Below are 21,405 nucleotides of genomic sequence, written 5' to 3' on the forward strand. Positions count from 1 at the left end.
CCAAAAGCAATCGTGTTTGCGAAGACTATTTCAGCAAGAGCACTTCGCCGTTCTTCATGACAAAGCGGGGTGTGGTGAGCACGGAGATGTCTTTGAGAGGGTCGCCGGGGACGGCGATAATGTCGGCGAAGAAGGTGGGCCTGAGCTGACCGATGCTGTCCTGCCAGTGGAGGACCTTGGCGCCGTTGATCAGGCCTGCGCGGAGTACGTCGGCTGGGCTCATGCCGTACTCGACCATGAGTTCGTACTCGTGTGCCTGGGTGCCGTGTGGGAACGGACCAACGTCGGAGCCAACGGCGAAGGGGACGCCTGCGGCGAGCTGCTTCTTGAACTCGGCGACATGCAGGTCGTAGGCCGTGCGGGCTTTCTCAGCATTTTGCTGGGAGTGCCGCACGTTGTATTGCGAGATGGTGAAGGTCGGTACGGCGAAGATCTGTTTGTCGCGCATCAGCTTCATGGTTTCGGGCGAGAGTTTATTGGCGTGGTCGATGGTTTCGACGCCTGCCTGCGCGGCATAGAGTGCGCCGGGGTCTGAGGTGCAATGGACTGCGACGAAGGAGTCGACGCGGTGGGCTTCGGTGACGGCTGCTGCGAGTTCCACTTCGGTGTACTGGTAGGGGGCGGAGAAAACACCATTGTTCAGGCGGTCTTTGCCACTCTCGTAGATCTTGGTGAAGTCGGCGCCTTCTTTACGCTGCTGACGCATGACGGCGACGATCTCGTCGGCGTTGTTGGCGTAGTCGGCGTTGGAGAGGACGTGCTGGTCGGGGTTGTAGCCAATGGCGTCCTCGTGGCCGCCGAGAATGTCGATGGCGTTGCAGCTAACGCGCATACGGGGTCCGGGGATGTCGCCGCGATTGATGGCGTCGCGCACGGCTACGTCGGCGCACTTCGCACCCTCGGTGCCCATGTCGCGTTCGGCGGTGAAGCCTGCGAGGACGTCGGCTTTGGCTGCGGCCGCAGCGGAGAGTGTGCGGGAGGGGACGGACTCCTGCACGGTCTGCAGGTCTTCGGCTCCGGGATGCAGGAAGAGGTGGGTATGTACGTCGATGAGGCCGGGCATCAGCGTGGTGTCACCGAGGTCGATGACCTGTGCGTTGGCGGGATGATCGACATGCGTGCCTGCAGCGACGATGCGAGTGCCGACCACGAGGACTTCGCCGGGCGAGAGTGTCTTGCCTTCGACGACATCGAGGAGGCGCGCGGCGTGGAGTACGATGGGCTTCGCGTCGGATTGTTGCGCGCGGGCGGCTGTGAAGGCTGCGAAGAAGCACAAGGTGGCGAGGCGGCACAGGTTGGTCATGTGCTGCGAGGATACTGCAAGCGCGGCTCTGCTGAAAGAGAGGCTGAGAAGTTTTGATGGATCGACGGGAAGCGTTGAAGCTGGCGGTAACGGGGACTCTGGGGGCTGTGAGTGGTGGGTCGATGGCGGCTCCGCGCGCGGTGAGTGCGGCAGCAACGGTGGAGCGCTGGGGCGTGCATGAGATTGTGCTGCATGGGTCGATGGCGGGGAATCCGTTTGTGGATGTTGAGGTGGCAGCAGAGTACACGCAGGGAGTGCGTACGGTGCGCGTGGCCGGGTTCTATGACGGTGACGGCGTGTACCGCGTGCGGTGGATGCCGGATGAGCCGGGCGTGTGGCGGTGGGTGAGTCGCAGCGCGGAGAAGGAGCTCAATGGAGCGCATGGGGAGTTCGAGTGCGTGGCTCCGACCGAAGGCAATCATGGGCCGGTGGGCGTGACGGAGCGGTTTCATTTTCGCTATGCGGATGGGACGCGGTATTTTCCGTTTGGGACGACCTGCTATGCGTGGGTGTTCGAAAGTGAACGGCTGCAGGAGATGACGCTGGCGAACCTGAAGCGTGTTGGGTTCAACAAGGTGCGGATGTGCGTGATGCCGAAGACCTTCGATGCGGGCGAGCCGGAGCGGCATCCGTTTCCGATGGTGGCGGGCAAGCTGGATTTCACACGGTTCGATCCGGAGTTCTTCCGGCACTTCGAGCAGCGGATTGCAGACCTGGGCAAGCTGGGCGCTGAGGCGGATGTGATCCTGTTTCATCCGTACGGCAAGCCGTGGGGATACGATCAGATGCCGCAGGAGGTGAACGAGCGCTATCTGCGGTATGTGATTGCGCGGCTGGGATCGCTGCGCAATGTGTGGTGGTCGTTGGCGAATGAGTATGACCTGCTGAAGACGTGGACCATGGAGGAGTGGGACCATCTGTTCCGCGTGGTGCAGGAGGCGGATGTTGCGGGGCATCTGCGGTCGATCCATCACAGTGGGCCGATGTACGACTATGCGAAGCCGTGGGTGACGCATGCGAGCCTGCAGGTGTACGACTTCGATCATGTGCCGGAGTGGAAGAAGGCGTGGGGCAAGCCCGTGGTGTTCGACGAGGTGATGTACGAGGGCAACCTGGCGCGACGCTGGGGCAACCTGACGGGCGAAGAGCTGACGCGGCGGTTCTGGCTGGTGGTGACGGCGGGAGCGTACTGCACGCATGGCGAGGTGATCGCGCGCAAGGGAGCGAAGGATGGGCTATCGGCGGATGGCGCGGTGCTGCTGGGCGAGAGTCCGGAGCGGATCGCGTTTCTGCGGAAACTGGTGTACGAGGACGCGATTGGAATGGAGCAGTATGAGGATGCGTACTATCGCTCGGCGGGGAAGAAGGGCGAGCTGTATCTGTACTACTTCGACTTTCACCGGCCTGCGAGCTACGTGTTTCCGCTGCCGGAGGGCGTGACGTTTCGCGGTGAGCTGATTGATCCGTGGGCGATGACGGTGTTGGCGCTGCCGGGGACGTTTACGGGGAAGAGCGACATCGAGTTGAGTGGGCGACCGTATCAGGCGGTGCGGTTTCGGAAGGTGTAGCAGGCGCGGCGTGGCGATGGTTCATCTCACCTTAGCGACGATGAAGTTGTCGCGAAGAGAGGGCACCCAGCCTTGTGGTTACCACTGCTCGTCGGCGGAGGGGCCGTAGAGGGCGGGGACGGGGATGCCGTTGAGGCGGAGGTAAACACCGAGCTGCGCGGTGTGGTGGATGAGGTGGTTGAGGCATATCAGGCGGAAGGTCTTCAGGCGGTTCTCGTTGGAGATGAACTGCTCGCCGAAGCGGAAAGGCCAGAGTTCGGCGAAGTGCTCATCGCTGGCCGAGGCGATGGCCGCGCGGCACTTCTCTGCTGCCTCGTCTGCTGCTTTGAGACAAGCCTCACGCGTGGTGAAGTTGAAGTCCATGTGTGGGCGTGTGGAGTTCGCCATGTCCATGCCTTCGTCCTCGACGATATAGACGCCGAACATGGGCAGCGTGGCGCAGTGCGTGGCGAGCTTGCCGATCTTCATCGATTTTTCGTGGGGCGTCCACTCATTCTGACCTTCGGGGACGCGCTCCAGGGTGCGCCGCGTGTTGGAGATTTCGGTGTCGAAGTCCTGCAACAGCATTTCAGCGATGGTCATAAACGCGGTACTCCCTTCATTTTGTAACGGGCGAACCGTGGATGCAGCCAGTCAGCTACAAACCAGATTGCCACGAACTCCAAGAGAGTGAGAAGAAGATTGGGTTGGAAGTTAGCAAAGTGCCGCATGGCTGCAAGCCAAAGAAGCATATGCCCTATGAAAAGTGCAGATGAGACGTACCAGAAGGATCGCTGCCGCCAGAGGCGGCGACCGGACCTGATCCAGTGATAAAAGATGAGTACGGTTGTGAGGATGAGAAGTAGCCAACGGCCCCATCCGGCTCCCCACCTGTTTTCCGCGCAAACAATAACGACGGCCACAACGGCGAGGCTGATTAGCACATAGAGTGCGAGATCGCGGAGCAGTTGTGGCCGTCGTTCGAACACTTGTGCCGCTCCAGGGAAACAGCAGGTCCTTCGCTGCGCTCAGGATGACAATCTCTGAGGGTAGAACTAGATACCCGTGACGTTGAAGCCGCAGTCGACGAAGGTGATTTCGCCGGTGATGCCGCTGGCAAGGTCGCTGGAGAGGAAAAGGGCGGTGTTGCCGACCTCGTCCTGCTCGACGTTGCGGTGAAGTGGGGCGCGCTTGGTGACGGTGTCGAGGATGGTGGCGAAGTCGCCGATGCCGCGTGCGGCGAGCGTGTTGATGGGGCCGGCGGAGATGGCGTTGACGCGGATCTTCTTGGGGCCGAGCTCGGCGGCGAGGTAGCGGACGGCGGCCTCGAGACCGGCCTTGCAGACGCCCATGATGTTGTAGTTGGGGAAGACCTTGTCCGCGCCGTAGTAGGTGAGCGTGAGGATGGAGGAGCCTTCGGGCATCTTGGGCACGGCGACGCGGGCGATGGCGATGAGCGAGTAGACGCTGATGTCGTTGGCGACGGCGAAGTCGGCGCGCGCGGTGTCGAGCACGGCGTTCTTGATGTTGGGAGCGAAGCCGACGGAGTGGACGAGGGTGTGGATCTCGGGGAACTTCGTCTGGATGTGGGCGAAGGCAGCGGAGATGGCGTCGTCGCTGGCCACGTCGCACTCGACGAGCAGGCCAGTGCTGGCCTGGCCGAGGGATTCGAGCAGCTCTTCCGAGGCCTTCTTGAGGCGGTCGCTCTGGTAGCTGAGCACGAGTGTCGCACCGGCGGCGGCAAGCTTTTCGGCGATGGCGTAGGCGATGCTGCGCTTGTTGGCGACGCCGAGGATGACGGCGACTTTGCCCTTCATATCAATCATGGTGCGAACTCCTGGGCGATGAACGCCGTTATGCAAACGAGGGTAAGGATAGCAGTTTTAGCTTAGAGGAGTGACGGTGGAGGGATGAATCCTGCGAACCCACGTCCGAGAAGCGGGACATGGGGCACCCGCACCCGGAGTCGCCGCGCTTCTAACCGTGGACGAGCCAGTCGAATTGCTCGTCGGTAAGGGGGACGACGGAAAGCCGGAACTGGCGGAACATGATGGAGCCGTGGAAGACAGCGGCGTCGCGGATTTCGGCGAGGGGCTTTTCGCGCTTGAGTCGTTTGCCAGCCTTGATCCTGACGAGGGGGGTGGTCATCTTGGAGGGCGGCTCGGGCGGGGCCAGCTCGACGGAGACGACCTTGGCGAGACCGATGGCGGCCTTGCCTTCGTTCGAGTGATAGATGACGCAGTCTTCGCCCTTTTTCATGTTGCGTAGGGTGATGAGCGCCTGGGGGTTCTTGATGCCGTCCCAGATGGTTTCGCCGTCGCGGAGGAGGTCGTCGAAGGAGTACTTTTCGGGTTCGGACTTGAGGAGATAGGGCATAGGAAGAGTTTAGAGGAGAGAGGAGGGTGGAGAAAGGAGCGCCGGTTGGAAAAAGGCGAAGGTTTGGGCGGGGCTGAGAGCGTCGGGGTTCTTCGACTTCGGCCTGCGGCCTTCGCTCAGAATGACGTGCTTTCGCGATCACGGGCTTTGGCGCTGGCTTCGCTGCCAAGCTGGACTCAGCCGCCGAGGTCGAGGAGGTGGACGGTGGCGATGGGGCGGCTAAGAAAGAGGCTGCCGAGGCGCTGGAACTTTTCGACGGAGTCGGTGGCGAAGCACTCGAAGGTGGCTGCGGGAGCGGTGGAGTTTTTGGGAGCGTTGACGACGCGCTCGACCTCGGCGGCGGTGGCTTCGGCGGAGTCGATGACCTCGGCGGTGGAGCCGAGGGAGCAGAGCATGGCGGTGATCTGCTTGGCAATCAGAGGGTAGTGCGTGCAGCCGAGAAGCACGGCCTGCGGGGTAGCGTCTGCGAGAGCTTCGCTGAGGTAGATGCGGAGGACGTCCTGGGTGACGGGGTGATCGATCCAGCCCTCTTCGACCAGCGGCACGAGAAGCGGGCAGGCCTTTTCGGTGGCGTGGAGACCGTGAGCGTCGCAGGCGTGGGCATAGGCGCGAGATTGCACCGTGGCAGCGGTGGCGAGGACGAGGACGTTGCCGCCGGGGTGCTTCTGCTGCGCGGCCTGCACGACGGGTTCGATGACGCCGATGACAGGGATGGAGACGGCGGCGCGAATCTCGGGCAGGGCGAGAGCGGTGGCGGTGTTGCAGGCGATGACGAGGTATTCGGCTCCGCGCTGCTCGAGGAGGCGGGCGCTTTCGACGGCGTAGCGCGCGATGGTGGCCTGCGACTTTGCGCCGTAGGGTAGACGGGCGGTGTCGCCTACATAGAGATAGTGCGCGCCGGGGATGCGTGGCAGCAGGGCGCGCAGGACGGTGAGGCCGCCAAAGCCGGAGTCGAAGACGCCGATGACAGGGCCGTGCGCAGAGGGAGTGCCGGGGGCGGACATGGGCTAGTGGCTGCCCTCGTCGGTGGCGGGGGTTGCGTCAGACAGATCACGCGCGGGATAGATGCGGGTGAGGTCGGCGTGGCCTGCGAGGGTCTCGCGGGGCATGCCGTCGACGAGGAAGCGGACCTGTTCGATCTGCGGCAGGTTGGCATGGAGCGTGCCGACGATGGAGAGAAGGGTGAGCGACTCGACTTCGACGCCGGAGGGATGGCCGTCGGCGAAGCTGCTGCGCAGGTCGACCACAGCGAGCTCTCCGCCGACGGTTTTCGGCTTAAGGGCATTGGGGTCTTTAGAGCCGACGAGGGTGGTGGCCTTGCGGTCGGGATGCAGGGCGGACGGAGTGTTGGAAGGCTCGTAGCCGACGACGGGCAGCGGAAGGAGGAAGACCTCGTTCACGGCGGAGTTGGGTGGCAGTGGATGGGCAGAGCCGGGCTGAGCGTACTGGGTGATGAGGTGGTCGATCAGGGCGCGGGCGCGGGAGGTCTCGTCGATGGGAAGCGCGATATCGCGCTTGCCGGGGTGGAGGCTGCCATCGTTATCGTTGGCGAACTCAAGGGTGACAGATTCGGTGGGGCCGGTGGGGGCGTCGAGGGGTGTCTGGTCGGCGAGGCGGGAGACGCGGTCGCGGCCACGCTGGCGTTCGACTACGAGCAGCGCGGTCATGCCGACGATGCAGGCGATGAGGCACCAGAAGACGATGCGCTGATGGCGCTGGATCATGGCTGGGCTCCCGGAATCTGGATGGGGTGCGGCGTCGCTGCGGGGGCCGGAGTGGGGATTGAGGCCGGTTTGGGCTTGGGGGCCGGAGCGACGCGCGGAGGCGGTTGCACCTGCTTGGACCACTGCTCCAGCGCGGAGGCAATGCCCTGTGCGACACGCTGCTGGTAGCCACTGTCGCTGACGGAGAGTGCGCTTTCGCTTTCGGGTGCGAGCTCGATGGCGATGGCTGGGCAGGTGAGGGAATCAACGGGGCGGACAGAGGCGCGGCTGAGTGTGCGCGGAACGCCGGCGAGCTGGAGCGAGTCGCCTAGCTGCTTTTCAAGCTGAGCACTACTGGAGATCCAGGCTGCCTGCGCGGTGGACCACTGCAGTAGAGGAGCTTCGGCGGAGACGCCGTCGAGTTCGGAGGTGTAGAGGTGAACGCCGTGACCGCTGGCGGCGGCGTGGATCAGCAGGCAAGCGGCGGCGCGGGCGTGGTTGGCGATCCCAGCGCGGTCGTCGAGGGTCATGCCTGCGCCGGGGGAGCTAGGTTTGATGGCGGCATCGCCGGTGCGGGTCATCACGACGGTGAAGCCGCGCGCGGTAAGCAGCGTCTGAAGCTTAAGCGCGAGGGCCAGGGTAACGTTTTTTTCCTGCACGGAGTTGCTGCCAGCCTCGCCGATAAGGGCGCCGCTATCGGTGCCGCCGTGCGAGGCATCGAGGACGATGGTGGTGCGATTCATAACCCCGGGGAGTAGCGTGGTGGCCGCATCTTCGGGGGTGTGGGCGACGACGACCGGGTCGGCGGTCTGGGCTCGCGCGGAGGCTGCAAGCAGTAGAGCGCAGGCGAGGGTGAGACGGCCGGAGGTGAATGGAGTGGTCAAGGTCTGTCTACCGGTTGATTGTACCGGCTGGGTTGTGGGAGGAGGGTTGGCAGTTGTTGCAGCAACAGAAGCAGGTCCTTCGCCAGCGGCTCAGGATGACAATGTCTGGGGGAGATGAAAAGGTTCCAGGGTCACGGAGGTAGACTCAACCCATGCGCGTGTTCGGGATCGACTGCGGGACGGAGTTCACCGGCTATGGTGTGGTCGAGGTGTCGGAGACGACGCGTGGCCAGCGGCTGAACTACCTGTGCGCGGGCGCGGTGAAGCTGAGCAAGAAGGACCGCACGCCGCTGCGGTTGGCGCAGGTGTACTCGGAGCTGACGGCGCTGCTGCAGCATTGGCAGCCGGAGGTGGTGGCGATCGAAGAGGTGTTCTTCTCCGCCAATGCGAAGAGCGCGCTGAAGCTGGGACAGGTGCGCGGGGTGGCGATGCTGGCCGCGGCGAACTGTGGGCTGCCTGTGGCTGAGTATGCTCCGTTGAGTATCAAGAGCGCAGTGGTGGGCTACGGGCTGGCGGCGAAGGAGCAGGTGCAGTTTATGGTGGCGCGGCTGCTGGAGCTGGAAGAGGCTCCGAAGCCTGCGGACGCGGCGGACGCGCTGGCGATCGCGATCTGCCACATTCATCATGCGCAGACGGAAGCGAATCTGCGGCGGTAGGGAGCGCTAACTCTCTATCTTTGTCATCCTGAGCGCAGCGAAGGATCTGCTTTGGTTAGCTATGGAGTCGCAGTTATGGTGAGTCAATCATTCTGCGAACCCACGTCCCAGAATCGGGACATGGGGCACCCGGAGTCGTGGTGATCCACAAACAGGTCCTTCGCTGCGCTCAGGATGACAACGTCAAACGGTTTTATTGAGTGACCTGAAGAGCGTTGCCATCTGTTCGAGTGGTACCGCTTCTGAGCGGACCTGCGGGGCTAGGTCTTGCGGCCAGGCCTCAGCTAGCTGCGTGGGGGTGTAGCCTGCGTTGCGCAGGTTGTTGGAGAGCGTCTTACGCTTCTGCGCGAAGCTGGCGCGGAGGAACTTGTTGAAGGCTTCGGGTTCGACGCCAAGTTCGGTGAAGCGGGAGGCGAACTCGAGGCGCACCACGGTGGAGTAGACATCAGGCGGTGGGTTGAAGGCGCTCGGTGGCAGCGTGAAGAGGTTGGTGACCTGTGCGTGCAGCTGGGTGAAGGCGCTCAGTGGGCCGTAGTCGCTGACGCCGGGTGGCGCGGCGATGCGGTCGGCGACCTCGCGCTGCATCATGACGACAGCACGTGCGAGCAGGCCCTGACGGGCGACGGCGAAGAGGTGCAGCAGGATGTCCGAGGTGATGTAGTAGGGCAGGTTGCCGACGACGTCGAGGGGGCCAGTTGTGAGTTCTCCGTTGTCCGTTCTCAGTTGCAAGAGGTCGGTCTCGAGGATGTCGGCGTGGTGGATGGTGACGTGGGGGTCGTTGCGGAAGCGGAAGGTGAGTTCGCGTGCGAGAGCGGGGTCGAACTCGATGCAGTGGAGGCGCGCGCAGCGAGGAGCCAGGAGACCGGTGATGGCTCCGTGGCCGGGGCCAATCTCGACGACGGTGCGTTGGCTGATGTCGCCGAGGGCGTCGGCGATGCGGAGGCAGGCGTTCTCGTCGACGAGGAAGTTTTGTCCTAGCTTGGGTTTCTTGCTCACAACCTCTATTGTGCCTGTTGCCGCTGCTGCCTGCGTTGGAAGAGGTAGTGCACGGGGATGCCGCAGAGGATGACGACCGTGCCCAGAGCGGAGTTTCGCGGCTGGTCCATGAAGCTGAAGACGAGCAGTGCTAGAGCAGCGAGAACGAAGAGAGCGGGGACGACGGGATAGCCGGTGACGCGATAGGGGCGCGGTGTCTCGGGCTCGCGGGCGCGGAAGATGAAGACGCTGGCGGTGGTGAGCGCGTAGAACAGCCACTCGGAGAAGATGGCGAGCGAGAAGAGCGCCTGAAATTTGCCGATGGCAAGCAGCAGGAGTGTGCTCAGGACGGCCTGCATGATAAGGCTGGCGTACGGCGTGTGGAAGCGCGGGTGGATCTTTGCGAGGACCGAAGGGAAGAGGCGATCCTGCGCCGCGGCGAAGGGGACCCGCGCGCCGGAGAGGGAGCTGCCGACGAAGGTGGCGCAGATGCTGACGGCCATGCCGATGGAGACGAGCGCGGCTCCGGCGTTGCCAGCGACGAGCCGCATCGCGTCGGCTGCGGGGCGTTCGGCGTGGGCGATGGTCGCGGCGGGGAGGACGTACTGAATGGCCGCGTTGGTGAGCATATAAAGGCCACCGACGATGGCGACTCCGCCGACAAGCGCGAGGGGCATGGAGCGCTGCGGATCTTTGACTTCGCCTGCCATCTGCGAGACGTCGCTCCAGCCGTCGTAGGCCCACAGCGCGGCGATCAGCGCGACCATGAAGCCTGCGATACCACCACGAGCCCCGGTGAAGCTGGTGGTGAGGTTGTGGAAGCTGCCGTGCTGGAGGCTGGTGAAGCAGAAGCCCGCGATGACGACGATCATCAACACCTTGAGCCAGGTGAGCGCGGTCTGCACGTTGGCGGAGTCGACCGTGCTGACGATGTTGAGGCCGGTGATGAGCCAGGTCGCGGCGATGGCGAGCACCTGGCTCCAGAGCAGGTGGGCGACGGCTTCGGTGTGCAGGAAGGCGAAGCTCTGAAATGTGCCGAGTACGCGCATCAGCCCGGCGGCGATGGTCGCGATGGAGGCGGGCTTGGCGACGGTAGTCCACGTCCAGGTGTAGAGGAAGGCGGTGAGCGGACCGTAGGCGTCGTGCAGGAAGGCGTATTCGCCGCCGACGCGGGGCTTCATGGCGGCAAGCTCGGCGTAGCTCATGGCGCCGAAGAGCGAGAGCAGACCGCCGGTGATCCAGACGGCGTAGACCATGCGTGAGGAGCCGACGGCGGCCATCATCTCGCGCGGCACCAGGAAGATGCCCGAGCCGATGATGATGCCGACGACGATGGCGAGCGCGTTCGTAGCGCTAAGGACGCGCGGAAGCTCGTGCTTGATGGGCTGCGAGGGCGAGGTCATTGCAGCGAGGGTATCAGAGAGGCAGTGAGAAGACAGGAGTGAAGTGCGAACGAGCGTGGCGGGGAAGGGGAATTCTGCAAACCCATGTCCCAGAAGCGGGACATGGGGCACCAGACTTGTGGGAGTTAGAAATAGAAGCGCTCGTCGCGCCAGTCGAACGGCGGCGGCCGTTTGTCGCCTCGGAGAAGCCAGATGTGATGGTGGCGTTCGAAGGGCATTGCGTAGGGGGAGTCGATCTGGCCGATCAGGTCGACGTGTTCGTACTTTGTTGCGAGCTGCTGCCGGGTGTCGCCAACGACGGCGATGACAATGTTCGTATCGCAGCCGTGCATGCCCCAGCCCCAGTAGCTGTTCTGGCCGCTGATGGCGGGCGGCAGGCCGAGGTGCTCGGTGCCGTTGAAGAAGTCGATCGCGCCGGCTTCGCCGTAGTTCGAGCCGAAGAGGCAGACGTGCTGCTGCTCGGTGGGCGTGAGCGAGCGATAGGCCTGGGTGACGAGATCGACCTGCTGCTGCCAGCCGAAGCGGTCCGCGAAGAACTGCGGCAGTGGGCCGGTTTCGCTGGTTTCGGATTCGGCGTGATGCAGATGCAGCGCGTTTGTGTAGCGAACCCATTGCGCGGGCGGGAGCACTGGCGAGGCCATGGGGAGAATCATGAGGCTCAGTACGAGGAAGACTGTTTCGAGGATGGGGAAGGCGACGATGCGACCTTCGAAGACGCGGCGAGAGAGTCGGTAGCGATGCTCCCAGGCGATGGCTCCGGCGGCGAACAGCGCGGGGTAGATGCCTTCGAGGTAGTAGTCCTTAGCGTGGATCGCGTCCATCATGACGTAGAAGACGAGGAAGGTGATGCCGAACCAGCGAGCATCTTGATCTTTTGAGAGGCGGGTGGACTTTGCGCGCAACAGAGCGACGATGCCGGTGATCCAGAGGAGCGCATTGTGCGGCGCGAGCATGACGAACTGCGCAAGGAAGAACTGAAGCGGGTTCAGAATTGTGTTCTTGCCGCGCGCCCGGCCATTTTGCAGAAACTCCAGTGTGGGCCAGTGATTGTGGATCTGCCAGAGCAGGTTCGGCAGCGCGATAGCGAACATCAGGACGATACCGACGATAGCCCAGCGGGACCAGAGGACGCGGCGAGCCGAGGTGCAGAGCACGCCGACGCCTACGGCGATGAGGAAGAAGGTCATCGACGGCTTGTTGAGCAGGCCGATGCCTGCGGACAGGCCGAAGGCTGTCCACCAGACGGAGGCGGAGGCTCCGCGCAGCAGCATCAGGACGGCGAGCGCGCAGAGCATCCAGAAAACGGGCTCATACGAGTTCATGGAAAGGAAGCCGTCGACGCCGATGTACTGGGGCGTGAGCAGGATGGCGAACATGGCGAGCGCCTGGGCGGAACGATGACCGTTCATGGCCCAGGCAATGATGCCGGTGAGAAAGACGGTGATGGCTCCGGCGACAGCGGAGAGGATGCGGATGCCGAAGAGGGAGTCACCGAAGAGCAGTTCACCGAGCCGGGCCTGGATGGCTACGATGGGGCCGTGGTCGACGAAGCCCCAGGCCAGGTGGCGACCACAGGCGATGTAGTAGAACTCGTCGCGGAAGTAGCCGTAGCCGATGTGCTGGGTGTAGAGCGTAAGCGCGAACTGGAAGAGCAGCTTGATCGTGCCGAAGATCAGCGCGAGTCGCAATGCGGAGCGCAACGTGGGGTCGGAGGGGCGAACGATCGTCGTGGTCATGGATATACCTGGAAGTACGTCGCTACAGGCTATCCGGTTCCGTGAAGGAATCGGCGTCACATGTTAGAAAGATAGCGCGGTCCTTCTTGCAAGTGACACAGAGATGCCAGGCGGCATCCAACTACGCAAACGATGGGTAAGGAGCAGCGACGATGGAATGGACGCCGGATAACGACAGTAGCGATGTGGAAGACCGCCGAGGAGACTCGGGAGGTGGTGGTGGTGATGGATTTGGCGGCGGTGGATTTGGCGGCTTCGGGGGCGGTGGCATTGGCATCGTAGGCATCATCATCCTCGTTGTGATCTCGCTGCTCACGGGCAGGAATTTTATTGGAGCGTTTCTGCATGGCGGCGGTGTGGCTCCCACGCAACAGATGCAGCCCATGCAACCCGGAATGAGAGAGCCGGGCGCACCTGTGCAGCAGTCCGCGGCGGAAAAACGCGATGTGCAGTTGATCGAGTTCACGCTGCACGACGTGCAGAAGACATGGACGGCGATCTTTCAGAAAGAGGGGCGTACCTATACTCATTCGACGCTTGTACTGTTTCGCGGAAGAACGAATGCGGATGGCTGCGGCCTGGCGCAGTCGGCAACGGGACCGTTTTATTGCCCGGCGGACAAGAAGGTGTTCATCGATCTCAGCTTCTGGGATGACCTGCGACGCTTCGGTGGAAGCACGGCGGACTTTGCGCAGGCGTATGTGCTGGCGCACGAACTGGGCCATCATGTGCAGGACCTGATGGGCACCGAGGCGAAGCTGCAGCAGCTGGACGCGGAGCACCCTTCGCAGAAGAACCGTAACTCGGTGGCTCTGGAGCTGCAGGCGGACTGTTACGCGGGTGTCTGGGCACACTCGGCGCAACAGCGCGGCATTGTGCAGAACGGCGATATTGCGAATGCGCTTTCGGCTGCGGCTGCTGTGGGAGACGATCATCTGCAGAAGATGTCTGGCCGCGCGGAAAGTCCGGAGAGCTGGACGCACGGCTCGTCGGCTCAGCGTGAGCACTGGTTCAATGAGGGTTTCAATAGTGGCGATCCGGCTAGCTGCAACACCTTTGCCGGACTGAACTAACTCTTCGTTGCGATCTGGACGAGGTCTTCGTTCTTTCCAATCTCAGCTTCGCCGTTGAAGAACTTTTGGATCTTCGCGGCGGTGGCTTTGTTCACGACAGCGAGCAGGGCGTCGGAGTTCTTCTCCGCTGCTTGCTTCAATGCTCGAACACTGCCGAAGTGTTCCAACAGGCGCTGGCGGGTGATAGCTCCTACGCCTGGAATCTCGTCGAGCTCGCTGGTGAGGTCGCGCATCTGGCGGCGTTTGCGATGGTACGTGACGGCAAATCTGTGAGATTCGTCGCGAATCTTCTGGATCACGTGCAGCACGGGTGAGCGGCGATCGAGCACGACGGGATCGTCCTCCTGCCCGTGGACGTAGATGATCTCCTCGCGCTTGGCGATGGAGGCGAGCGGCTGCGTGGTGAGGCCGATCTCTTCGAGCGCAGCAGCAGCAGCGTGCAGTTGACCCAAGCCGCCGTCGATGAGAATGAGTGAGGGCATCGGCTTCTTATCGTCCTGCAGGCGTTTGTAGCGCCGGTGAATGATCTCGCGCATGGAGGCGAAGTCGTCGACGCCACTGACGGTCTTCACCTGGAATTTGCGGTAGTCAGCCTTCTTCATGCCGCCCTTTTCCCACACGACCATCGAGGCGACCGTCTCCGCGCCCTGGATGTGCGAGATGTCGAAGCATTCGATGCGCTCGGGTGGTTCGGCGAGTGTGAGAGCTTCCTGCAACGCCTCCTGCATGTTCTGGATGCTAGGCTGCAGCACGCGGAAACGCTGATCGTAGCTCTGCTTGGCGTTCTGGCAGACGAGGTCAACAAGCGAACGCTTGTCTCCGCGCTGGGGCGCGGCGATCTCGATCTTGTGGCCGCTGCGTTCGCGCAGTTCGTCGGCAAGAAGCTGGCGGTCGGGGAAGTCAACGGGCACGTAGATGCTGCGCGGGACGTAGCCCTGATCGAGATAGAGCTGTTTCAACAGAGCGGAGAAGAAGGCCGCCGGCGAGAAAGCCGCGGGCTCTTCCGGCGTGGAGAGAACGGAGTGCTGGTCGGAGATTGCGTCGTCCGCCTCGACCTCAGGGGCCGACGATCCGGGCGAAGGCTCGAGCGTCTCGGAGATTTCAGCCTCGTCACTTGCGGACACGTCGAAGGCTAGGTCGGTGAGGTCTTCCCAGAACATATCGCGGCGATCGACCATCTTGCCGCCGCGCATGTGGAAGAGGTTGACAGCGAGCATGTCCTTCTCAAAGTGGAAGCCGAAGACATCTGCGTCCTCGTCGCCAGTAGAGGCCATACGCTGGCGATCGAGAGACTGGCTGACGGTGACGAGCTGATCGCGGAGCCGCGCAGCAAGCTCGAACTGCATCGCTTCGGCGGCCTGCTCCATGCGAAGGGTCAACTGCTTTTCGAGCTCGTCGGTCTTGCCCTGCAGGAAGAGCTGCACATCGTTGATGGCTTGACGGTAGTCCTCGGGTGAGACGAAGCCTTCGACGCAGGGGCCGAGGCAGCGCTTGATGTAGTACTGCAGGCAGGCTCGCGGATGATAGCGATTGAGGTCGACCTTGCAGCTGGGAATGAGGAAGCTGCGATGGATGACATCGACGAGCCGGTGCGCGAGGTTGCCGGGGAAGTAGGGGCCGAAGTACGCGCCGCCGTCCTTGCGCAGCTTGCGGGTGACGAAAACCTTGGGATGCTTGTCGCCCATCGTGAGCTTGATGTAGGGGTAGGTCTTGTCGTCGCGCAACAGGATGTTGAAGCGTGGCTTGCGCTGCTTGATGAGGTTGTTTTCGAGTGCCAGGGCCTCGCGCTCGTTCGCGACGGTGATGTACTCGATGTCCACAGCCTCGCGCATGAGCGAGCCGGTCTTGCGGTTGGAGAGCTGGTTGGCCTTCAGGAAGTACGAGCGAACCCGCGAGCGCAGGTTCTTGGCCTTGCCGACGTAGATGATCTCTCCCTCTGCGTTTTTGTAGAGGTAGCAACCGGGGCCGGTGGGGAGCGTGCGAATTTTCTCGAAGAGATCCATGCCGCAACTACCAGTGTAGAACGCGGCCGGGCGGAGCGTGTTTCGGCTGAGCTAGCTGGACTTCAGCTTGCGGTACACCGCGAAGAGCAGCAACGACGTGATCACAACCCAGGCAAACTGGTACCAGTAGAAGAACGGGAAACCGAAGAGGGTGGGCGTCGTCCGCACATAGAGGGCAGGGAAGCACAGAGCGAGGTAGGGAAGCGCGAGCATCACCCACACCTGCCAGCTCATGCGGCGTTTGCTCTTTTGCGGAGTCTCCATGGGCAAATCGTACCATTTCATGCGGTTGATGCTCCATGCGGCGGTGCGGACTTTGCCCTTCGCGCGAGGAAGCCCTAAGCTTGAGGTATGTCCGAAGTGGAGCGAGAACAACTCGATTCGAAGGTGGATGCTGGCAAAGCCCTGCAGCGCGCTGCGGAGATCATGGCAAAATTGCGTGCTCCCAACGGCTGTCCGTGGGACCGCGAGCAGACCTTCGACAGCATCAAGCGGCACACGCTCGAAGAAACCTATGAGGTCTTCGACGCCATCGAACGCCGCGCGTGGCCAGATCTCAAGGATGAGCTTGGCGACCTGCTGCTGCAGGTGTTGTTCTACTCTCAGATGGCGAAAGAGGCTGGCTACTTCGACCTGAAGGATGTCGCCGAAAACCTGAGTGCGAAGCTGGTGCGGCGCCATCCGCACATCTTTCCGGCGGAAGATGGGACCACAGTGGCCGCTTCTGACAGCGGAGCGGTGCTGCGCAACTGGGAGCAGATCAAGCTCGAAGAGAAGAAGGCGAAGCCCGCCGCGGAGTCGATGCTGGACGACGTTCCTCGGTCCATGCCTGCGACACTCGAAGCCTACAAGCTCGGTTCAAAGGCGGCGAAGATCGGCTTCGACTGGCCCGATGCCAGCGGACTCTTCGCGAAGCTCGATGAAGAGATCGCCGAGTTGATGGTTGAGGTAGAGGCGAAGCACAACAATAACGTCGAGGCCGAGTTCGGCGATTTATTGTTTACGGCGATGAACCTTGCACGGCATTTGAAGGTCGATACGGAGACCGCGCTGCGCCGGACAAATGCCAAGTTTCGCGCGCGGTTCGCTGCGATGGAGAAGAGTGCCGGTGGCTCGGTGGCTCTCGGCGCGCTGCAGCCGGATGAGTTGGAAGAGTTATGGTCGAAGGCCAAGCAGACGGAGGAGAAGGTTTGAGCGGCACGCAAACAAAACCCGATGCGATCCGCATCGAGGCGTTGACGGAGTTCGACCAGTTCGATCAGTGCGTGGTCCTGCAAGATGCGGTGTGGGGGTACGACCTCTCGGGCATGATGACGCAGAAGGTCTTCCTGCTGGCCTCGCAGATCGGTGGGCAGGTGCTCGGCGCCTACGAGGGCGATACGCTCGTTGGCTACGCGATGGGTCTGCCTGGCGTGCGCAACGGCCATGCGTATCTGCACTCGCACCATCTGGCGGTGCTGCCGGAGTGGCGGAATGCTGGCGTGGGTCGCCGCTTGAAGCTGGCGCAGCGCGACGATGCTATCGCTCGGGGTATCGATTTGATGGAGTGGACCTTCGATCCGTTGGAGATCAAGAACTCCTATCTGAATTTTGCGAAGCTTGGTGCCATTACACGGCGGTACAAACATGATTTTTACGGCAACTCCAGTTCGCCGCTGCATGGCGGCCTGCCGACCGACCGCATCTTTGCGGAGTGGTGGCTGAACTCCGATCGTGTTTGTCGCGTGCTGGCGGGGGAGAGTCCAGTGATTCTGCCGACGGAGCATGTCGAGGTGCCTGCAGAGCTTGCTGACTGGAAATCGTCAGATGAGGATCGCCCCAAGGCTCGCGCAGTCCAGGCGGCGAATGCCGATGCGCTGGAATCGGCGTTCGCTCGCGGTCTGGCTGTGATTGGATATGAACGTACTCCGCAGGGCGATGGCCGCTTTCTGCTGGGCCAATGGGACGAGCCGCTCGGCTATTAAGTTACGAAAGGAAGATCAAAATGAAGATTGAAGCCATCCATCTGCGCGAGTTGAACATGCCGCTCGCCCATCCGTTTGAGACCAGCTTTGGCGTCACCACGAGCCGCCGCATCCTTGTTGTTGAGATTGAGAGCGAAGGCTTCACTGCGTGGGGCGAGTGTGTAGCGGGTGAGCATCCCTACTTCTCCGACGAGATGATCGATACAGCCTGGATCATTACGGAGACCGAACTCGTGCCTCGCCTGCTGAAGGCGGACATCGCTTCCGGTCGCGACTGCCCTGAGCTTTTTGCGCAGGTGCGCGGGCACCGCATGGCGAAGGCCGCGCTCGAAAACGCGATCTGGGATCTTGATGCACAGAAACAGAAGGTCTCGCTTTCGAAGCTGCTGGGCGGTACGCGCGAGGTCATTCCGTGCGGTGTCTCTATTGGCATTCAGCCCACGCCGGAGAAGCTGATGGAAAAGATCGCGACCGAGGTCGCCGCTGGCTATCAGCGCATCAAGCTGAAGTGCAAGCCTGGCTGGGATACGAACATCTTTGAGATGGTGCGCGAGCGCTGGCCTGATATTTTGTTGAGCTGCGATGCCAACTCCGCGTATCAGCTTTCGGATGCCGAGCACATTGCCGGCTGGGACAAGTTCAAGCTGCTAATGATCGAGCAGCCACTCTGGTATGACGACTTCTTCTTCCATGCTGAGCTGCAGCGCCGCATCAAGACCGACATCTGTCTGGACGAGTGCATTCGCAATCAGCGCGATGCCCTCGCCGCGCTCGAGTTGGGCAGCGGTCGCATCATCAACATCAAGGTCGGTCGCGTAGGTGGATTCACGGAGGCGATTGCGATCCACGATGTGGCGCAGAGCTTTGGCATCGCGGTTTGGTGCGGCGGCATGCTGGAGACGGGCATCGGTCGCGCGCACAACATCGCACTTTCCTCTCTGCCTAACTTCTCTCTGCCGGGCGACGTCTCCGCGTCGAAGCGCTACTGGTCGCAGGATGTGATCGAGCCGGAGGTCACCGTCAGTTCGGAAGGCACGATCACGGTGCCGACAAGCGTTGGCAGGGGTTATGAAGTGATGCGCGAACGCGTTGAAGCGATCACTGTCCGTCGCCAGAGTTTCACGCGACCAACGGCCTAGAGCAACGGAACCGGTGCGGCCAGCAACATGCGAATCGCTTCCTGATAGCCCACCAGCGCGGGAAGCGGTTCGATGTGCGACGAGCGCATATCAACATTGTTGTTGACGGTCTTTATCATCATGGCGCGCACCACCAGATGGTCTTCCACATGCGAGTAGATCCAGTGGCCGTCGCCAGCATTGACTTGCTCGAGCGCAACTGTCCCGCCGGGGTAAAGTCGTGCGAGGATGCCGAAGCCAAAATTGACTGGATGTAACACATGGCCTTCGATACGCGTGACATGCTTCGTCTCTTCATCGACCCACACGCGACCGGCAAGTCCGGTAAGGGATTGCGAGAGCATCGTCGGCGGATGGAATTTGGGATCGGGTGTGTAGTCCAGCACGATCTGCTGTGCCTTCACATCGGGTAGCTGCGGCTGCCCCGGTGTGTAGGTGTAGAGCATGGCCTTCGGCATGAGCTTCACTAGTTCGATCGCATCATTGCGGGTGCTGGCATCGCGACGATGGTGACGCACAAACTCTTCCGGGTGCTGCAGTGCGTCCTGCAGGCGAGCGCGTTCGGCTGCATCGTCCGCAGCGGAGATCGGCTTCCCGTCGCGTTCGATCAGGCGGGCTACGCCGCCTTCTTTCGCCTCGATCATTAACCGGGTGGTATCGCGTTTCGCGTCGATCTTGCGTTCACGATATTGCACGGAAAAGGTGCCTTGCTGCTGCAGGATCTGCACCTCGTTGTGCACCGCTGCCTGCACCCACGCGGAGGCAGCCCCTGCTGGTTCAGATGGCGTCGCCGCGCAGCAACTTACACTGATCAGTGCTACGAGTGCGTAAGCGCCCGCTTGGATCCCCCGGGGCCTTCTGTGTTTCTTCCCATGCATCTTCCACCCCATCGGCTCGTTCCGCCCCTTAGCTTCCCCGCAACGTTAGTTCAAATCCATTGTCACCTGTTAGACGAGTGGTTCTCCCTGCAAGCTGCCTGCCCGCAGCGATTGTTTCTCTCTCGGCGGTTGCGTATAGTCGAGCTTGCACCACCTGCGGACGAGCGCCTCGGTTGCACAGGAGTATAGAAATCTTCTTATGACCTCTACCGACAGCAAGACAGTCATCGGCCCCCACACAAAAATCAGCGGCGAAATCTCCGGCACTGAAAACCTTACCGTCGACGGCAAGGTCGAAGGTGTCATCCGGCTGGAAGGCGGCTGCCTTACGATTCGTCCCGACGGCCAGGTGCGCGCCACCGTGATCGCGCAGGATGTCATCGTCCTGGGCCGTCTCGAAGGCGAAATTCGCGCCTCCGGTCTGCTTCAGCTTCGCGGCTCCGCCGTAGTGCAGGGCGATGTCTTCGCGGCGCGGTTATCCATTGAAGATGGCGCCAGTCTGCGTGGTAATCTCGACCCCTCACGCTCCTCGGAGCCGCTCTCCGTCTCAGGTGGTTCGTTCGATGTGCTGCCGTCCATCGTTAGGCCCTAAGCGTCGGTCACGTTCGTTCAGCTGCGGAGGCGGTTTGCATGTTCAACAGGTCGAAAAGAGAACCCGGGTCCTCCACCCCGTCTGAGCGCCCCGCGCGCCACTCCCGCGGTTGGGGAGATGTGCGACGCCATCTGCAGGAGACCGATTCACTGCGGGTGCTGGACTTCGGTCTGACCTCGCCGGCAAATATCAACTACCTCACCTCGCTCGGTCACAGCGTCTACATGGCGAATATCGTGCAGGACGCCACCCGCCCCGAATGGCTGAAGCCTGCGGAAGACGGCGCGCCCGCTACAACGGATCTTGATGCCAACTTCGACGTGGAGCGTTTCATCGCAGCAAATCTGGACTTCTCCGGCCGCGACTTCGATGTGATATTGCTTTGGGATACGGCAAACTATCTTCCTTCGTCGATGGTGCCCGCGCTGTTTGCTCGTCTTCGCGAGGTGCTTCGTCCAGAAGGCCGTCTGCTTGCCTTCTTTCATGGGAAGCTCACTGGACCGGAGACTGCCTTCTCACGCTATCAACTCTCCGACAGCGACGATCTCGTTGTGCTTGACGGCGGTGAGTTTCCCGTCCGTCAGGTCTACCAGACGCGTCAGGTAGAACGCTTTCTCGAAGGCTTCAGCAACGTTCGCTTCTTCCTGGGGAAGGACAATGTACGCGAGGTCATCGCAGTTCGTTAAAACACATAGCCTGAACAAAGTAGGGGGAGCCTTTGGCTCCCCCTACTTTGTTCAGCTTTCGCTCTTTCAAAGATTACTTCCTGGCTGCTTCCGCCTTGGCGGATAATTCCTTCTTCGGGGCCACTGGTTTAGCAGCAACTTCCTTCTTCGGGACTGCGGCCTTGGCCGCCTTACGCTGCTTTGCCCAGCGCCGCTGCATCGCTGCTGCAATCCGGGCGCGTCCTTCGGGAGACAGATTACGCTTCTTCGCAACTTTTGCGGGCTTGATTGTATTGGTGCTGCCCTTCGGCCTGCCTCGCTTAGCCTTCGGTGTTGATTCTGTCTCTAAAGACACAATCGCTGCGCGTGCTTCTTGCAAAGAAGTGATCTTTGCATCGATTTCGGCAAGAATACTGCTCACATCCATAATTCAGTGTTCCTTTCTATCTTCCCCGTAGCTCAGCAGATAGCGTGGTCGAACTTACTCTTTTACTCTATCCCTCTCGAG

22 protein-coding genes are annotated in these 21,405 nt (G+C 61.8%); 8 read left to right on the forward strand and 14 right to left on the reverse strand.

Annotated features, from left to right (window positions below):
- Positions 1-25: 25 nt before the first annotated feature.
- The gene (locus OHL14_RS10730; RefSeq protein ID WP_263379341.1) at positions 26-1,303 is read right to left on the reverse strand and encodes a metal-dependent hydrolase family protein; all 1,278 of its coding nucleotides are present in this window, start codon (positions 1,301-1,303) and stop codon (positions 26-28) included.
- Between the two features lie 56 nt (positions 1,304-1,359).
- On the opposite strand from OHL14_RS10730, the gene OHL14_RS10735 reads away from it, so the two are divergent.
- Entirely contained in the window at positions 1,360-2,871 is a 1,512-nt protein-coding gene (locus OHL14_RS10735; RefSeq protein WP_263379342.1) for a DUF5060 domain-containing protein, read from the forward strand.
- 78 nt (positions 2,872-2,949) lie between these two features.
- On the opposite strand, the gene OHL14_RS10740 is transcribed toward OHL14_RS10735, so the two are convergent.
- From OHL14_RS10740 to OHL14_RS10765, 6 genes are all read right to left on the reverse strand, one after another.
- A complete protein-coding gene (locus OHL14_RS10740) occupies positions 2,950-3,453 on the reverse strand; it encodes a DinB family protein (RefSeq protein ID WP_263379343.1) in 504 nt (167 codons plus the stop codon).
- A gap of 452 nt (positions 3,454-3,905) precedes the next feature.
- Entirely contained in the window at positions 3,906-4,676 is a 771-nt protein-coding gene (locus OHL14_RS10745) for an enoyl-ACP reductase FabI (RefSeq protein ID WP_263379344.1), read from the reverse strand.
- 151 nt (positions 4,677-4,827) lie between these two features.
- Positions 4,828-5,226, reverse strand: coding sequence for an EVE domain-containing protein (locus tag OHL14_RS10750; protein WP_263379345.1), 399 nt, complete (start codon positions 5,224-5,226; stop codon positions 4,828-4,830).
- A 176-nt stretch (positions 5,227-5,402) separates the two neighbouring features.
- Positions 5,403-6,230: a glutamate racemase gene (gene murI / locus OHL14_RS10755; RefSeq protein ID WP_263379346.1), complete on the reverse strand. Its 828-nt coding sequence runs from the start codon at positions 6,228-6,230 to the stop codon at positions 5,403-5,405.
- 3 nt (positions 6,231-6,233) lie between these two features.
- Entirely contained in the window at positions 6,234-6,950 is a 717-nt protein-coding gene (locus tag OHL14_RS10760) for a GerMN domain-containing protein (protein ID WP_263379347.1), read from the reverse strand.
- Positions 6,947-7,813, reverse strand: a complete 867-nt coding sequence (locus OHL14_RS10765) for an N-acetylmuramoyl-L-alanine amidase family protein (protein ID WP_263379348.1) — start codon at positions 7,811-7,813, stop codon at positions 6,947-6,949. Before OHL14_RS10765 ends, OHL14_RS10760 begins: the two co-directional genes overlap by 4 nt.
- A 152-nt stretch (positions 7,814-7,965) precedes the next feature.
- Here OHL14_RS10765 and ruvC point away from each other — a divergent pair, with 152 nt between their 5' ends.
- Positions 7,966-8,469 carry a crossover junction endodeoxyribonuclease RuvC gene (gene ruvC / locus OHL14_RS10770; protein WP_263379349.1) on the forward strand — a complete coding sequence of 168 codons (504 nt, stop codon included), beginning with the start codon at positions 7,966-7,968 and terminating at the stop codon, positions 8,467-8,469.
- A 183-nt stretch (positions 8,470-8,652) separates the two neighbouring features.
- Here the strand turns inward: ruvC and rsmA are convergent, their stop codons facing one another.
- The 3 genes from rsmA to OHL14_RS10785 form a co-directional block, all read right to left on the reverse strand.
- Positions 8,653-9,465: a 16S rRNA (adenine(1518)-N(6)/adenine(1519)-N(6))-dimethyltransferase RsmA gene (rsmA, locus tag OHL14_RS10775; RefSeq protein ID WP_263379350.1), complete on the reverse strand. Its 813-nt coding sequence runs from the start codon at positions 9,463-9,465 to the stop codon at positions 8,653-8,655.
- A gap of 5 nt (positions 9,466-9,470) precedes the next feature.
- A complete protein-coding gene (locus OHL14_RS10780; protein WP_263379351.1) occupies positions 9,471-10,847 on the reverse strand; it encodes an APC family permease in 1,377 nt (458 codons plus the stop codon).
- A gap of 125 nt (positions 10,848-10,972) precedes the next feature.
- Positions 10,973-12,583, reverse strand: a complete 1,611-nt coding sequence (locus OHL14_RS10785) for an ArnT family glycosyltransferase (RefSeq protein ID WP_263379352.1) — start codon at positions 12,581-12,583, stop codon at positions 10,973-10,975.
- A gap of 152 nt (positions 12,584-12,735) precedes the next feature.
- Here OHL14_RS10785 and ypfJ point away from each other — a divergent pair, with 152 nt between their 5' ends.
- Positions 12,736-13,656 (forward strand): KPN_02809 family neutral zinc metallopeptidase, encoded by a 921-nt coding sequence (ypfJ, locus tag OHL14_RS10790; protein WP_263379353.1) that lies wholly within the window; start codon positions 12,736-12,738, stop codon positions 13,654-13,656.
- Here ypfJ and uvrC read toward each other — a convergent pair.
- Positions 13,653-15,659 (reverse strand): excinuclease ABC subunit UvrC, encoded by a 2,007-nt coding sequence (gene uvrC, locus OHL14_RS10795; RefSeq protein WP_263379354.1) that lies wholly within the window; start codon positions 15,657-15,659, stop codon positions 13,653-13,655. The two genes, ypfJ and uvrC, sit on opposite strands and share 4 nt — an antisense overlap.
- A 51-nt stretch (positions 15,660-15,710) precedes the next feature.
- Positions 15,711-15,944 (reverse strand): DUF3311 domain-containing protein, encoded by a 234-nt coding sequence (locus tag OHL14_RS10800; protein ID WP_263379355.1) that lies wholly within the window; start codon positions 15,942-15,944, stop codon positions 15,711-15,713.
- A 66-nt stretch (positions 15,945-16,010) separates the two neighbouring features.
- Between OHL14_RS10800 and mazG the strand changes: the two genes are divergently transcribed.
- From mazG to menC, 3 genes are read left to right on the forward strand one after another with little or no spacing between them, the layout of a single operon-like run.
- Positions 16,011-16,853 (forward strand): nucleoside triphosphate pyrophosphohydrolase, encoded by an 843-nt coding sequence (gene mazG / locus OHL14_RS10805; protein ID WP_263379356.1) that lies wholly within the window; start codon positions 16,011-16,013, stop codon positions 16,851-16,853.
- On the forward strand, positions 16,850-17,623 hold the full coding sequence (locus OHL14_RS10810; protein WP_263379357.1) for a GNAT family N-acetyltransferase: 774 nt from the start codon (positions 16,850-16,852) through the stop codon (positions 17,621-17,623). Before mazG ends, OHL14_RS10810 begins: the two co-directional genes overlap by 4 nt.
- Positions 17,624-17,643: 20 nt before the next feature.
- Entirely contained in the window at positions 17,644-18,762 is a 1,119-nt protein-coding gene (gene menC, locus OHL14_RS10815) for an o-succinylbenzoate synthase (protein WP_263379358.1), read from the forward strand.
- On the opposite strand, the gene OHL14_RS10820 is transcribed toward menC, so the two are convergent.
- On the reverse strand, positions 18,759-19,514 hold the full coding sequence (locus OHL14_RS10820; protein WP_263379359.1) for a hypothetical protein: 756 nt from the start codon (positions 19,512-19,514) through the stop codon (positions 18,759-18,761). The two genes, menC and OHL14_RS10820, sit on opposite strands and share 4 nt — an antisense overlap.
- A 325-nt stretch (positions 19,515-19,839) precedes the next feature.
- Here OHL14_RS10820 and OHL14_RS10825 point away from each other — a divergent pair, with 325 nt between their 5' ends.
- Together OHL14_RS10825 and OHL14_RS10830 are read left to right on the forward strand one after the other, a co-directional pair.
- Positions 19,840-20,232, forward strand: a complete 393-nt coding sequence (locus OHL14_RS10825; RefSeq protein ID WP_263379360.1) for a bactofilin family protein — start codon at positions 19,840-19,842, stop codon at positions 20,230-20,232.
- Between the two features lie 119 nt (positions 20,233-20,351).
- The gene (locus OHL14_RS10830; RefSeq protein ID WP_263379361.1) at positions 20,352-20,918 is read left to right on the forward strand and encodes a class I SAM-dependent methyltransferase; all 567 of its coding nucleotides are present in this window, start codon (positions 20,352-20,354) and stop codon (positions 20,916-20,918) included.
- Positions 20,919-20,991: 73 nt separating this feature from the next.
- Here the strand turns inward: OHL14_RS10830 and OHL14_RS10835 are convergent, their stop codons facing one another.
- On the reverse strand, positions 20,992-21,324 hold the full coding sequence (locus OHL14_RS10835; protein WP_263379362.1) for a hypothetical protein: 333 nt from the start codon (positions 21,322-21,324) through the stop codon (positions 20,992-20,994).
- Positions 21,325-21,405: the final 81 nt, after the last annotated feature.

The sequence above is a fragment of the Granulicella paludicola genome (genome assembly GCF_025685545.1).
In the GTDB taxonomy this organism is placed as follows: domain Bacteria; phylum Acidobacteriota; class Terriglobia; order Terriglobales; family Acidobacteriaceae; genus Granulicella; species Granulicella paludicola.

What these genes read in the sequence shown, in the direction of transcription:
- ypfJ (WP_263379353.1), top strand. Translation starts at nt 12,736, where the DNA reads ATGGAATGGACGCCGGATAACGACAGTAGCGATGTGGAAGACCGCCGA.
- ruvC (WP_263379349.1), top strand. Translation starts at nt 7,966, where the DNA reads ATGCGCGTGTTCGGGATCGACTGCGGGACGGAGTTCACCGGCTATGGT.
- OHL14_RS10780 (WP_263379351.1), bottom strand. Translation starts at nt 10,847, where the DNA reads ATGACCTCGCCCTCGCAGCCCATCAAGCACGAGCTTCCGCGCGTCCTT.
- OHL14_RS10740 (WP_263379343.1), bottom strand. Translation starts at nt 3,453, where the DNA reads ATGACCATCGCTGAAATGCTGTTGCAGGACTTCGACACCGAAATCTCC.
- OHL14_RS10800 (WP_263379355.1), bottom strand. Translation starts at nt 15,944, where the DNA reads ATGAAATGGTACGATTTGCCCATGGAGACTCCGCAAAAGAGCAAACGC.
- OHL14_RS10750 (WP_263379345.1), bottom strand. Translation starts at nt 5,226, where the DNA reads ATGCCCTATCTCCTCAAGTCCGAACCCGAAAAGTACTCCTTCGACGAC.
- murI (WP_263379346.1), bottom strand. Translation starts at nt 6,230, where the DNA reads ATGTCCGCCCCCGGCACTCCCTCTGCGCACGGCCCTGTCATCGGCGTC.
- menC (WP_263379358.1), top strand. Translation starts at nt 17,644, where the DNA reads ATGAAGATTGAAGCCATCCATCTGCGCGAGTTGAACATGCCGCTCGCC.
- OHL14_RS10745 (WP_263379344.1), bottom strand. Translation starts at nt 4,676, where the DNA reads ATGATTGATATGAAGGGCAAAGTCGCCGTCATCCTCGGCGTCGCCAAC.
- mazG (WP_263379356.1), top strand. Translation starts at nt 16,011, where the DNA reads ATGTCCGAAGTGGAGCGAGAACAACTCGATTCGAAGGTGGATGCTGGC.
- OHL14_RS10785 (WP_263379352.1), bottom strand. Translation starts at nt 12,583, where the DNA reads ATGACCACGACGATCGTTCGCCCCTCCGACCCCACGTTGCGCTCCGCA.
- OHL14_RS10825 (WP_263379360.1), top strand. Translation starts at nt 19,840, where the DNA reads ATGACCTCTACCGACAGCAAGACAGTCATCGGCCCCCACACAAAAATC.
- uvrC (WP_263379354.1), bottom strand. Translation starts at nt 15,659, where the DNA reads ATGGATCTCTTCGAGAAAATTCGCACGCTCCCCACCGGCCCCGGTTGC.
- OHL14_RS10835 (WP_263379362.1), bottom strand. Translation starts at nt 21,324, where the DNA reads ATGGATGTGAGCAGTATTCTTGCCGAAATCGATGCAAAGATCACTTCT.
- OHL14_RS10735 (WP_263379342.1), top strand. Translation starts at nt 1,360, where the DNA reads ATGGATCGACGGGAAGCGTTGAAGCTGGCGGTAACGGGGACTCTGGGG.
- OHL14_RS10760 (WP_263379347.1), bottom strand. Translation starts at nt 6,950, where the DNA reads ATGATCCAGCGCCATCAGCGCATCGTCTTCTGGTGCCTCATCGCCTGC.
- OHL14_RS10730 (WP_263379341.1), bottom strand. Translation starts at nt 1,303, where the DNA reads ATGACCAACCTGTGCCGCCTCGCCACCTTGTGCTTCTTCGCAGCCTTC.